Below are 13,244 nucleotides of genomic sequence, written 5' to 3' on the forward strand. Positions count from 1 at the left end.
GTCCCACTTTTTTGACCAGTCAGCAGCCAGTTTAAGATGGATCAGGGTTTCATTTAGGCTGCCAAACTCATTGGTTTTGTTTTTCTGTCATAGGCTTCATCCGGGGTCAATATTCCGTGGGTGGAATGCGGGCGCTCGGTGTTGTAGTAAGCCAACCATTTCCCGATCCCGGCGCGGGTCTGCGAACCCGTTTCAAATGCGTTGAGGTAAATGCATTCGTATTTCAAGGATCGCCAAAGCCGCTCGATCATCCGGTTATCGACCCAGCGACCTTTGCCATCCATCGAGATTTTCACGTCGGCTTCTTTCAGCGCCTGCGTCCATTCAAACCCGGTGAACTGGCTGCCCTGGTCGCTGTTCATGATATCGGGCTTGCCGTATTTGGCCATAGCCTCTTTCAGGGCTTCAACGCAAAAATCTGCCTCCATGCTGTTTGACAATCTCCAGCTCAAAACCTTGCGGCTGTGCCAGTCCATGATCGCGACCAAATAGAGGAACCCGCGCTGCATCGGAATGTAGGTGATATCTACGCACCACACATGGTTTGGACGATCAATCGTCAGGTCTCGCAGCAGATACGGGTAGATCTTATGCTGCGGATGTTTCTTGCTCGTGTTGGGCGTCTGGTAGATCGGAACCAACCGCATCAGCCGCATCAAACGGCGGACCCTGTGGCGACCACACTTGTAACCTTGGCGCTGCATGTGCCGGGCCATTTGCCGTGATCCATACCACGGCGTCTGCAAGAATTGCTTGTCGATTATTGTCATGAACCGCAAATTTTCAGCACTTTCGCCTTTTGGCTGGTAATACAGGTTCGAGCGCGCCAGAGAAAGTAGCCCGCATTGTCGTCGCACACTCAGATCATGCTCACGGCTCACCATTTTTTGCCTCGCTTCCCGAGCAACTGTTGCGAGGCGTTGGCTAAAAAATCCCGTTCCACGACCAGCTGACCAATCTTGGAGTGCAGCTTCTCAATCTGGGCTTCATCAACCCGATCAGGATCACGGCCCCGTCTGGAAAATGCCGTGGCCATGTTTTCAATCGCTGCTCGTTTCCATGTGCCAATCTGGGTTGGATGCACACCATACTTCTTCGACAGCTCCGCCATCGTCATTTCCTCGCGGATTGCTTCAAGCGCAACGCGGGCTTTGAATTCGGGAGAATGGTTCTTTCGTTTCGTCATTTTGAATCGTCTTTCTCATAAGTCGATCCACCTTAACAACTGGTCCGAATTTCCGCGACCACCTCTACACGACCAAATGTCTTATCGCCCGCAACCGACACACCCCAAGCGCCCCCCCCTCAACCCCGTTCATCCTTTGGCGACCCCATCACCACATAAGACGTGATCGAATTCACCTGCGGCACGGTTCCCAGAATATCGGTATGAAAGGTCTTGTAGCTGGCCAGATCCGGCACCTCGACCCGTAGCAGGTATTCGTACACCCCCGCCACATTGTGACACTCGCGCACCTGCGGGGCGAGGGCCATCGAGCGTTCAAACGCCTCTTGCGATTTCTTGGAATGGTCCGACAGCCCCACCGCCACATAGGCGGTGAACCCGTTGCCCAGTTTTTCACGGTCCACCACGGCGCGATAGCCCTTGATCACCCCGCGCCGCTCCAGCTCCTGCACCCGGCGCAGACAGGCCGAGGGCGACAGTGCCACCCGTTCGGCCAGATCAATATTGCTGATCCGACCGTCACGCTGAAGGATGCGCAATATTTCTTCGCTTTTTGCATCTATTTCGGGCATATATTGCTAAACTTTCTGATCATAAGGGATTTTAGACGCACTATTGCGCTGGTTTTTAAAACATAGTTGCCGAACGAATACAGCAAAGGCAACCCCGCAATGACACTCGACCTGATCCTCGCCCTGATCGCCTTTGCGCTGGTCAGCTCTATCACCCCGGGGCCGAACAACCTGATGCTGATGGCCTCGGGCGCCAATTTCGGCCTGAAACGCACCGTCCCGCATATGCTGGGGGTGTCGATCGGCTTTGTGTTTATGGTAGTGCTGGTGGGGGCCGGACTGGTGCAGGTGTTTGACGCCTATCCGGTCAGCTATACGGTGCTGAAAGTGGTCAGCGTGGCCTATCTGCTGTATCTGGCATGGAAAATCGGCTCCAACCGCAAACCGCCCAAGGGGGCCAAAACCGGCAGCAAACAGATGACCTTCCTGCAGGCGGCGGCGTTTCAATGGGTCAATCCAAAGGCGTGCCTGCGGCACACACTATTTTTGGCCCCTTCGGGGCGATGCGCGGGTCGGCGGGCGTTAGCCCGACGAAACCGGATCAAAACGGCACATCATCCGCCCGATCAGCCGGTACCACAAACCGCGCAACAATCTTTTTTGCGCCGGCGCGCTCAAACTCGATATCCAGCTTGTCGCCCTCGATCCCCATCACATAGCCATAACCGAATTTCTGATGGAACACCCGTTCCCCTTTGGAAAACTCCGCATTTGCCGTAATGTCGATCACCACTTTACTGGCCTCGCGCGATTGTCCCATGCCATGGCCCGCCTTGCGCGCCTGCATCCGTCGCCAACCCGGTGAATTATAGGCGTCCGCCCGCTGCGCCTTGTCCTCCATCGCCACACTGGGCGACGCCGCCCCATAGCCGCCGCCATAAAGGCCCGGCGGGGTCAGCACCTCGACATGTTCCTCGGGAAGCTCATCAATAAACCGCGAGGGCAGTTGCGATTGCCATTGCCCGTAAACTCGCCGGTTGGCGGCAAAGGAAATGGTGCACAATTCTTCGGCCCGGGTGATACCGACATAGGCCAGCCGCCGTTCTTCCTCCAGCCCTTTCAGCCCGCTTTCATCCATGCTGCGCTGGCTTGGGAACAGACCGTCTTCCCACCCCGGCAGGAACACGGCGGGGAATTCCAGCCCCTTGGCCGCGTGCAGGGTCATAATGGTCAGTTTTTCCTCGGAATCCTCGGACGCATTGTCCATGATCAGCGCGATATGTTCCAGAAATCCTTGCAGGTTCTCGAACTGCTCCAGCGCCTTGACCAGTTCCTTCAGGTTTTCCAGCCTTCCTGCGGCTTCGGGCGATTTGTCCTTTAGCCACATATCGGTATAGCCGCTTTCCTCAAGGATCACCTCGGCCAGCTCCACATGGCTGGCACTTTCATCCGCAGCCACCCGCGCCCAACGCGCAAAACCACCGACCAGTGCCTGCAACGCGCCCTTGGCCTTGCCCTTGATCTCGCCGGCCTCAAGCAGCATCCGTGTGGCCATCAGCAAAGGCACACCATTGTCCCGCGCCGCCCGCTGGATAGTTTGCAACGCCTTGTCCCCCACCCCGCGCCGCGGCGTGTTGACGATGCGCTCGAACGCCAGATCATCCTCGGGGCTGACCGTGACGCGGAAATAGGCCATCGCGTCGCGGATCTCCACGCGTTCATAAAACCGTGGCCCACCGATCACGCGGTACGGCAGGCCGATGGTCAGAAACCGGTCCTCGAAGGCGCGCATCTGGTGACTGGCGCGCACAAGGATCGCCATATCGTCCAGTGACATCGGCGCCTGCCCGCGGGTGCCGCGCTGCATCGCCTCAACCTCGTCGCCGATCCAGCGCGCCTCTTCCTCGCCGTCCCAATGGCCGATCAGGCGCACCCTGTCGCCCTCGTTCTTCTCGGTCCACAGTGTCTTGCCCAAGCGCCCCTCATTGGCGGCGATCACGCCCGAGGCCGCGCCAAGGATGTGGTGGGTCGAGCGGTAATTCTGCTCCAGCTTCACCACCACCGCGCCGGGGAAATCCTGCTCGAACCGCAGGATATTGCCCACCTCGGCCCCGCGCCAGCCATAGATCGACTGGTCATCATCCCCCACACAGCAGATATTCTTGTGCCCGCCCGCCAGCAGCCGCAGCCACAGGTATTGGGCCACGTTGGTGTCCTGATATTCATCCACCAGAATGTATTTGAACCAGCGCTGGTATTGTTCCAGCACATCCGGCTGCGTTTGGAAAATCGTCACCACATGCAACAACAGATCCCCGAAATCCACCGCATTCAGGGTTTTCAGGCGGGTCTGATAAGCGGCATACAGCTCGCCCCCCATGTTGTTAAACGCACCGGCCTCGGCCGCAGGCACCTTTTCGGGCGTCCAGGCGCGGTTCTTCCAGCCGTCAATCACCGAGGCAAGCGCCCGGGCGGGCCAGCGTTTATCGTCGATATTCGCCGCCGCCAGAAGCTGTTTCAACAGGCGGATCTGGTCGTCTGTGTCCAGAATGGTGAAATTGCTTTTCAGCCCCACCAGTTCGGCATGACGGCGCAGCAGTTTGACGCAGATCGCATGGAAGGTGCCCAGCCACGGCATCCCCTCGACCGTTTCGCCCAGCATCTGCCCGACGCGGTCTTTCATTTCGCGCGCAGCCTTGTTGGTAAAGGTCACGGCCAGCACCTCGTTCGGGCGCGCGCGGCCGGTGTTCAGCAGATGCACAATCCGCGAGGTCAGCGCCTTGGTCTTGCCGGTGCCCGCGCCTGCCAGCATCAGGACCGGCCCGTCCATGGCTTCGACCGCGCGGCGCTGTTCGGGGTTCAGCCCGTCCAGATAGGGCGCAGGGCGCGCCGCCATCGCGCGTGCGGCAAGGCCGGTCGGGGCGGGGATATCGTCAGAAGGACTCATGCGGATGTGGGTAAACGAAATGGCGCGCGAGATAAAGGGGTGTTCATATTATGTTCTGGCCCATCAAATGCAATAAACTCAAGGGAACCTCTGTAAATTCCCGTTTTCGCCTTCTTCGCGGCGGGGTGGACGGTTTTTCGCCTGTCCCGCCTGATTGCTTCGGATCATAAACCCATTTTCACCGGTTTCAAGCCGGTTTTGGGTATTTCAGGCACACCTCACCCCATGAACCCTTATCCCGGCGCCGCCAGGCCGCATTCGAACTGGACGAAGCGCTTCATGTTGTAGACCAGGTTCATCATCCCGATGCGAAATCGCGCCCGCTTCAGGCCGATGGAGCGGATCAGCTTGCCGCCCATGGAGCGCTCCTGAAAAGCGAATACATGCTCGACCCGGACCCGCACTTTCGAGCGCCTCCGGTTGGCCTTTTGCTGGCGCTCGCCAAGCGGCTTGCCGCGCCTGCCCTTGTGATGGATATGGCTGTGAAGCCCCCGCTCTTCCAGCTCGCTTTCGATCTTTTGCGAGCGATAGGCGCTGTCGGCCCACAGGTCCGATGAGGTGTTGCTCGCATCAATCAGACCGGCAAGCGCCTGGCTGTCATGCACGGCGGCATCGGTGACATCATAAGCGCGGATGAATTTGTGCCGCCGGTCGACATTGATGTGGTTCTTGTAGCCGTAATAGCTCTTGCCGTGCTTCTTCGTCCAGCGCGCATCCACGTCCTTCTGGCGCTTCTTGTGGGGTTTTTCCTCCCACTCTTCAGGCGTTTCGCCCGCCTTGATTTTCTCGTTCTCGTCCCTTTTGTTGTGCTGGCGCGGCGCCGGAACGATGCTCGCATCAACAATCTGCCCGCCCATCGCCAGATAGCCCTTTTCGCGCAGAAAGGCATCGAACTTGTCAAACAGCTCCTTCATCTTCCCGGCCCCGGCCAGCCTTTCACGGTAGGCCCAGATGGTCTTGGCGTCAGGTACGCTGTCTTCAATGCCAAGGCCGAGAAACCGCATGAACGACAGGCGGTCGCGGATCTGATACTCGATCTGATCGTCAGAGAGGTTGTAGAGCTGCTGCAAAACCATCGTCTTGAATATCAGCACCTCATCCCAAGGCGGGCGGCCAGCGTTGGATTTGCGCTGTTCGGGCGGCGTGCGCCATATGGCCTTCAGCTCGTCCCGGTAATCCTCGAACGGCACCATGTCGTTGAGCAACACCAGCGGATCACCAGATTTGTCCAGTCCCGCGTATCGGCTGGAAAGATCAAAAAATCCCATCTGACCCATGACAAAACCCCGTCGGTCGAATCATTTTCATCCTGATGACGATTCTACCCCGTCAGGCCGGATTTTGGGGGATTTTTAGAGGTTCCCTCAAACTACTGAAATTTAGAAATTCCATTTCCATAGCTTGAAATACCTCACGTGCCACCTTAAGTTGCGATCATCGATTCAAATTCAGAGGTGGTCCCACTTTTTTGACCAGTCAGCAGCCAGTTTAAGATGGATCAGGGTTTCATTTAGGCTGCCAAACTCATTGGTTTTGTTTTTCTGTCATAGGCTTCATCCGGGGTCAATATTCCGTGGGTGGAATGCGGGCGCTCGGTGTTGTAGTAAGCCAACCATTTCCCGATCCCGGCGCGGGTCTGCGAACCCGTTTCAAATGCGTTGAGGTAAATGCATTCGTATTTCAAGGATCGCCAAAGCCGCTCGATCATCCGGTTATCGACCCAGCGACCTTTGCCATCCATCGAGATTTTCACGTCGGCTTCTTTCAGCGCCTGCGTCCATTCAAACCCGGTGAACTGGCTGCCCTGGTCGCTGTTCATGATATCGGGCTTGCCGTATTTGGCCATAGCCTCTTTCAGGGCTTCAACGCAAAAATCTGCCTCCATGCTGTTTGACAATCTCCAGCTCAAAACCTTGCGGCTGTGCCAGTCCATGATCGCGACCAAATAGAGGAACCCGCGCTGCATCGGAATGTAGGTGATATCTACGCACCACACATGGTTTGGACGATCAATCGTCAGGTCTCGCAGCAGATACGGGTAGATCTTATGCTGCGGATGTTTCTTGCTCGTGTTGGGCGTCTGGTAGATCGGAACCAACCGCATCAGCCGCATCAAACGGCGGACCCTGTGGCGACCACACTTGTAACCTTGGCGCTGCATGTGCCGGGCCATTTGCCGTGATCCATACCACGGCGTCTGCAAGAATTGCTTGTCGATTATTGTCATGAACCGCAAATTTTCAGCACTTTCGCCTTTTGGCTGGTAATACAGGTTCGAGCGCGCCAGAGAAAGTAGCCCGCATTGTCGTCGCACACTCAGATCATGCTCACGGCTCACCATTTTTTGCCTCGCTTCCCGAGCAACTGTTGCGAGGCGTTGGCTAAAAAATCCCGTTCCACGACCAGCTGACCAATCTTGGAGTGCAGCTTCTCAATCTGGGCTTCATCAACCCGATCAGGATCACGGCCCCGTCTGGAAAATGCCGTGGCCATGTTTTCAATCGCTGCTCGTTTCCATGTGCCAATCTGGGTTGGATGCACACCATACTTCTTCGACAGCTCCGCCATCGTCATTTCCTCGCGGATTGCTTCAAGCGCAACGCGGGCTTTGAATTCGGGAGAATGGTTCTTTCGTTTCGTCATTTTGAATCGTCTTTCTCATAAGTCGATCCACCTTAACAACTGGTCCGAATTTCCGCGACCACCTCTCACAAAGGCGGCCTCATTCATCATTCGGATCGCGGCGGGCAATATTTGTCCATTCGCTATACCGAGAGATTGGCCCTGGCGGGGATTGAGCCCTCTGTTGGCAGCGTTGGCGATTCCTATGACAACGCCTTGGCTGAAACCATAAATGGCCTCTACAAAGCAGAAGTCATCCACCGGCTTGGCCCATGGAAAACCATGGCCGCGGTCGAATGGGAAACACTCAAATGGGTCGATTGGTTCAACAATCGCCGCTTGCTTGAGCCCATCGGATACATCCCACCAGCAGAAGCAGAAGAGAGGTACTATGCACAGTTAAACACATTAGATATGGTCGCATGACATGAAGTAATCAGCCTCCGGTAAACAAGGGGCGGTTCATGGTGCCCGAAAGGTAGACAGCAGCGATCAGCGCCTCGGCCTTCTTCGTCAGCCGCTGGTAGCGGGGCAATGCCTTCGAGCGCCATTCTCTGGCCTTGCCGGCCTCGCCTGTGATCCGCGCACGCGGCACGCGCACCGTTTCGGTTCCAAATGTTCCGACCAGTTGCCGCTCGCGATGCCCGTGGCGGTATCCGGCCTTTGCCCCGCCGCTGCGGCCATACCGGCAACGGCCCAGAAACTGCTCCAGCTCCTCTTCGAAAACCGCCTCGATCGTCGCGCGGATGTTCTGGCGCAGCCGGTCTTCAATCGGGTCATAGCCTGCTTCATTGGCCAGTAGCGCGGATGTCGATGTTGCTGTATTCTTTGTCATGGCGTGATCTCCTTGGCGGTTCCAGCCGCCGGTTGGGTGGCTTCGATGCACCCGGAGATTACGCCGTCCTCGAATTTCCACCAAACTCGCGACACTACCGAAAATTATTGAATTGTCCTTAAGTGTTTTGAATATAGGGATTCGCCCACACCTTACAAAATGGCAAGCTAAGTTTCGTCGTTGGTATAAAGCGGAGTGCATTAAAGATATAGAAAGCTCCCCCCAAGAAATTCAACGAAAGTTCAAAGAGTATGATGCACTTGTTTCTGACATGTCGAAAATTAACAAAAACCTAATGGAATATCGAAAGAAAATGAAAGAGGTCATTTCCTAATTCATCTTCCCCATTTTGGGTCAACCCGCTAACACTCCCCCTATGGCCCTGCACAGCACTCACCCCTCCCTGACCGATCTGCGCCGCCGCGCGCGCAAGCGCATTCCGCATTTTGTGTGGGAGTATCTGGACAGCGCCACAGGCGACGAGGCGACCAAGCATCGCAACCGGGCAGCACTTGACGATATCCTGCTGAAACCCGGCATCCTGCATGGCGAATTCACGCCCGATCTGACCACCCCCCTGATGGGCCGCAGCTATCCCCTGCCCTTTGGTATTGCGCCGGTGGGCATGTCGGGGCTGATCTGGCCGGGGGCGGAACAGATGCTGGCCACACTGGCCGCGCAAACCGGCATTCCCTACACCCTGTCCACTGTCGCCAGCCAGCCGCCCGAGGCCGTGGCGGGCCGCATCGGCGATCAGGGCTGGTTCCAGCTTTACCCGCCGCGCGATCCGTTGATCCGCACCGACATCCTGAACCGCGCCAAAGCCGCCGGATTTCACACGCTGGTGCTGACCGTTGACGTGCCCGTGGCCAGCCGCCGCGAACGGCAGGTGCGCAGCGGGTTGACCAACCCGCCACGCCTGACACCCCGTCTGTTGGCTCAGATGGCGCGGTGCCCCGCATGGGCGCTTGGTACGCTGAAACACGGGATGCCGCGTTTGCGGCTGATGGAAAGCTATCAGAAATCCGCTGCCGCGCTGTCGTCCACCGAACATATCGGCTATCTGCTGCGCACCTCGCCCGATTGGGACTATCTGCGCGAATTGCGCAGCGAGTGGGACGGGCCGCTGGTGGTCAAGGGGGTGCTGAACCCCGAGGACGCCCAGCGCCTGCAAAACGAGGGTGTGGATGCCGTTTGGGTATCAAACCACTCCGGTCGCCAGTTTGCCGGAGCGCCTGCATCCGTCACCGCCCTGCCCCTGATCCGCGCCGATGTGGGGCCGGATTATCCGCTGATTTTCGATAGCGGCATCAACGGCGGGCTGGATATTCTGCGGGCCATCGCGCTGGGGGCTGATTTCGTGATGCTGGGGCGGGCGTTTCATTATGGCCTTGGGGCGTTTGGTGCCAAAGGGGCGGCGCATGTGGTGGATATTCTGCGGGCCGATCTGGAATCGAACATGGGCCAGATCGGGGCGCGGTGTCTGAAAGATGTGAAACAGCGCCTTTGGGTATAGCCGGAACGGTTCGGTTTCGTAGAAATGACGGGGAGAACAAGAAAACCGGCGTTTTTGTTGAGCCCTTTTTCCGCAATAAACAACACACTCTAGTCAAATCCTTTCACAAACCTTACAACCCCCTCGAACCCTGTCCTTCGTCAGGGGAGCAGCGACCAGACCCACAGGGAGGCCACATGCCGGAATTCAACAAAATCCTGATTGCCAATCGCGGCGAAATCGCCATCCGCATCATGCGGGCCGCAAACGAGATGGGCAAGAAAACCGTCGCCGGCTTTGCCGAAGAGGACAAGCTGGGCCTGCACCGTTTCAAAGCCGACGAAGCCTACCGCATTGGCGAAGGCATGGGACCGGTCGCCGCCTATCTATCCATCGAGGAAATCATCCGGGTTGCGAAAATGTCGGGCGCCGATGCGATCCACCCGGGCTATGGCCTGCTATCGGAAAACCCCGATTTCGTCGATGCCTGCACTGCGGCGGGCATCACATTCATCGGACCCAAGGCAAAAACCATGCGCCAGCTGGGCGACAAGGCCTCGGCCCGCGATGTGGCGATCGAGGCCGGTGTGCCGGTGATCCCCGCCACCGACGTTCTGGGCGATGATATGGACAAAATCCGCAAACAGGCGGCCGAAGTTGGCTATCCGCTGATGCTCAAGGCGTCATGGGGCGGTGGCGGGCGCGGCATGCGCGCCATCATGTCCGAGGACGAGTTGGAAGAGAAAGTTCTGGAAGGTCGCCGCGAGGCCGATGCCGCCTTTGGCAATGACGAGGGCTATCTGGAAAAAATGATCCAGCGCGCCCGCCATGTCGAGGTGCAGATACTGGGCGATCAGGCCGGCGAGATTTACCACCTGTATGAACGCGACTGTTCAGTGCAGCGCCGTAATCAAAAGGTGGTCGAACGCGCCCCCGCCCCTTACCTGAGTGACGAACAACGCGCCGAAATCTGCGACCTTGGCGTGCGTATCTGCAAACATGTCGGCTATGAATGTGCGGGCACGGTCGAATTCCTGATGGATATGGACAGTGGCACCTTCCATTTTATCGAGGTAAATCCCCGCGTGCAGGTGGAACACACCGTCACCGAAGAAGTCACCGGCATCGACATCGTGCAGGCCCAGATCAAAATTGCCGAAGGGAAATCCCTATCCGAGGCCACCGGCAAGGCATCCCAGAACGAGGTGCGCCTGAACGGCCATGCCCTGCAATGCCGCATCACCACCGAGGATCCGCAAAACAACTTCATCCCCGATTACGGCCGCATTACCGCCTATCGTTCCGCCACCGGCATGGGCATCCGTCTGGACGGCGGCACGGCCTATGCGGGCGGGGTGATCACCCGCTATTACGACAGCCTGCTGGTGAAAATCACCGCCCATGCCCAGACCCCCGAGGCCGCCATCCGGCGGATGGACCGCGCCCTTCGCGAATTCCGCGTGCGTGGTGTGTCGACCAACATCGCCTTTGTCGAAAACCTGTTGCGTCATCCGACCTTTCTGGACAACAGCTATACCACCAAATTCATCGACAACACGCCCGAGCTGTTCAAATTCAAAAAACGCCGCGACCGCGCCACGAAAATCCTGACCTATATCGCCGATATCACGGTGAATGGTCACCCCGAAACCGAAGGCCGCGCCGAGCCTTCCGCACAGGTGAAAACCCCGCATCCCCCTGCCCCCAAGCATGATCCGGCGGCAGGCACCCGCACTCTGCTGGAGCAAAAAGGCCCGCAGGCCGTGGCCGACTGGATGGCCGCGCAAAAACAACTGCTGCTGACCGACACCACCATGCGGGACGGGCACCAGTCCCTGCTGGCCACAAGGATGCGCAGCATCGACATGATCCGCGTTGCCCCCACCTATGCCGCCAACCTGCCGCAACTGTTTTCGGTGGAATGCTGGGGCGGGGCGACTTTCGATGTGGCCTACCGTTTCCTGCAGGAATGCCCGTGGCAACGACTGCGTGATCTGCGCAAGGCCCTGCCAAACGTAATGTCGCAAATGCTGCTGCGTGCCAGCAACGGCGTTGGCTATACCAATTACCCCGACAACGTGGTGCAAGCCTTTGTTGCGCAGGCCGCGGCCAGCGGTGTTGATGTGTTCCGGGTGTTCGACAGCCTGAACTGGGTGGAAAACATGCGCGTGGCGATGGATGCGGTGATTGCGACCGACAAGGTTTGCGAAGGCACCATCTGCTATACCGGCGACATCCTGAATCCGGACCGCGCCAAATACGATCTGAAATATTATGTCGAAATGGGCAAAGACCTGAAAGCGGCAGGCGCGCATATTCTGGGGCTAAAGGATATGGCCGGCCTGCTGAAACCGGCCTCGGCCACGGTGCTGGTCAAAGCGCTAAAAGAAGAGGTCGGCCTGCCGATCCATTTCCACACGCATGATACGTCCGGCATCGCAGGCGCAACCATCCTTGCAGCTTCGGACGCAGGGGTAGATGCGGTGGACGTGGCGATGGACGCCTTTTCCGGCGGCACCTCGCAGGCCTGCCTTGGCTCGATTGTCGAGGCCCTGCGCCACACCGACCGCGACACGGGGCTGGACATCGGCGCGGTGCGCGAGGTTTCCGATTACTGGGAAACCGTGCGCGCCCAGTATGTGGCGTTTGAATCAGGCCTTGCCGCGCCAGCCTCCGAGGTCTACCTGCACGAAATGCCCGGTGGCCAGTTCACCAACCTGAAGGCACAGGCGCGCTCGCTTGGGCTAGAGGATCGCTGGCACGAAGTGGCCCAAACCTATGCCGATGTGAACCGGATGTTCGGCGATATCGTCAAGGTTACGCCCTCCTCCAAGGTGGTCGGTGATATGGCGCTGATGATGGTCAGCCAGAACCTGACCCGCGAACAGGTCGAAGACCCCGATATCGACGTATCCTTCCCCGACAGCGTGATCGACATGATGCGCGGCAATCTGGGCCAGCCCCCCGGCGGCTTTCCCAAGGCGCTGATCAAAAAGGTGCTGAAAGGCGAAAAACCCGATACCTCCCGCCCCGGCGCCCACCTGCCGCCCGTCGATCTGGAACAGACCCGCGCCGATCTGTCCAAAGAACTGGAAGGGTTCGAGGTGGATGACGAGGATCTGAACGGATATCTGATGTATCCCAAGGTGTTTCTGGATTACATGGGCCGCCACCGCCAATACGGCCCCGTGCGCACCCTGCCCACCCGTGCCTTTTTCTACGGCATGGAACCGGGCGAGGAAATCACCGCCGAAATCGACCCCGGCAAAACGCTGGAAATCCGCCTTCAGGCCGTTGGCGAAACCAACGAGGACGGCGACGTGAAGGTATTCTTCGAACTGAACGGCCAACCCCGCACCATCCGCGTGCCCAACCGGCTGATCAAATCGCAAACTGCCCAGCGCCCAAAAGCCGAAGAAGGCAACCCCAACCACATCGGCGCCCCCATGCCCGGCGTGGTGGCCACGGTGGCGGTGACAACCGGCCAACAGGTGCACGAGGGTGACCTGCTGCTGACCATCGAGGCGATGAAAATGGAAACCGGCATCCACGCCGAACGCGACGCGGTGGTCAAGGCGCTGCATGTGCAGGCGGGTGGACAGATCGACGCCAAAGATTTGCTGGTCGAACTGGAATAGCCAGTCATA

The 13,244-nt window shown here is 58.1% G+C and carries 7 protein-coding genes and 3 pseudogenes; 4 read left to right on the forward strand and 6 right to left on the reverse strand.

What is annotated here, in order from left to right:
• Positions 1-53: 53 nt before the first annotated feature.
• Both ACQY4M_RS05130 and ACQY4M_RS05135 read right to left on the reverse strand, forming a co-directional pair.
• Positions 54-1,186 (reverse strand): IS3 family transposase gene (locus tag ACQY4M_RS05130; protein WP_428539245.1). Its coding sequence is split into 2 segments (ribosomal slippage): positions 54-934 and positions 934-1,186, totalling 1,134 coding nucleotides; the frame shifts between segments, so codons are not numbered across the junction.
• A gap of 119 nt (positions 1,187-1,305) precedes the next feature.
• Positions 1,306-1,758: an Lrp/AsnC family transcriptional regulator gene (locus ACQY4M_RS05135; RefSeq protein WP_428541650.1), complete on the reverse strand. Its 453-nt coding sequence runs from the start codon at positions 1,756-1,758 to the stop codon at positions 1,306-1,308.
• Between the two features lie 99 nt (positions 1,759-1,857).
• Between ACQY4M_RS05135 and ACQY4M_RS05140 the strand changes: the two are divergent.
• Positions 1,858-2,223, forward strand: a pseudogene (locus tag ACQY4M_RS05140) (LysE family translocator); the annotation flags it as partial.
• A gap of 76 nt (positions 2,224-2,299) precedes the next feature.
• On the opposite strand, the gene ACQY4M_RS05145 reads toward ACQY4M_RS05140, so the two are convergent.
• From ACQY4M_RS05145 to ACQY4M_RS05155, 3 genes are all read right to left on the reverse strand, one after another.
• Positions 2,300-4,645: an ATP-dependent helicase gene (locus ACQY4M_RS05145; RefSeq protein ID WP_428541653.1), complete on the reverse strand. Its 2,346-nt coding sequence runs from the start codon at positions 4,643-4,645 to the stop codon at positions 2,300-2,302.
• 233 nt (positions 4,646-4,878) lie between these two features.
• Positions 4,879-5,922: an IS5 family transposase gene (locus tag ACQY4M_RS05150; RefSeq protein ID WP_428539227.1), complete on the reverse strand. Its 1,044-nt coding sequence runs from the start codon at positions 5,920-5,922 to the stop codon at positions 4,879-4,881.
• 233 nt (positions 5,923-6,155) lie between these two features.
• Positions 6,156-7,288, reverse strand: a protein-coding gene (locus ACQY4M_RS05155; RefSeq protein ID WP_428539245.1) for an IS3 family transposase whose coding sequence is annotated in 2 segments (ribosomal slippage) — positions 6,156-7,036 and positions 7,036-7,288 — 1,134 coding nt in all. Because the reading frame shifts where the segments join, the coding sequence is not laid out codon by codon here.
• 69 nt (positions 7,289-7,357) lie between these two features.
• Here ACQY4M_RS05155 and ACQY4M_RS05160 point away from each other — a divergent pair.
• Positions 7,358-7,693, forward strand: a pseudogene (locus ACQY4M_RS05160) (integrase core domain-containing protein); the annotation flags it as partial.
• Positions 7,694-7,724: 31 nt separating this feature from the next.
• Here the strand turns inward: ACQY4M_RS05160 and ACQY4M_RS05165 are convergent.
• Positions 7,725-8,102 (reverse strand): annotated as a pseudogene (locus ACQY4M_RS05165) (transposase); the annotation flags it as partial.
• A gap of 376 nt (positions 8,103-8,478) precedes the next feature.
• On the opposite strand from ACQY4M_RS05165, the gene ACQY4M_RS05170 reads away from it, so the two are divergent.
• Positions 8,479-9,618, forward strand: a complete 1,140-nt coding sequence (locus tag ACQY4M_RS05170; RefSeq protein ID WP_428541656.1) for an alpha-hydroxy acid oxidase — start codon at positions 8,479-8,481, stop codon at positions 9,616-9,618.
• A 176-nt stretch (positions 9,619-9,794) separates the two neighbouring features.
• Positions 9,795-13,235, forward strand: a complete 3,441-nt coding sequence (locus tag ACQY4M_RS05175) for a pyruvate carboxylase (protein ID WP_428541659.1) — start codon at positions 9,795-9,797, stop codon at positions 13,233-13,235.
• The last annotated feature ends 9 nt before the right edge of the window (positions 13,236-13,244 follow it).

It is taken from the genome of Profundibacter sp., from assembly GCF_965277155.1.
Classification (GTDB): domain Bacteria; phylum Pseudomonadota; class Alphaproteobacteria; order Rhodobacterales; family Rhodobacteraceae; genus Profundibacter.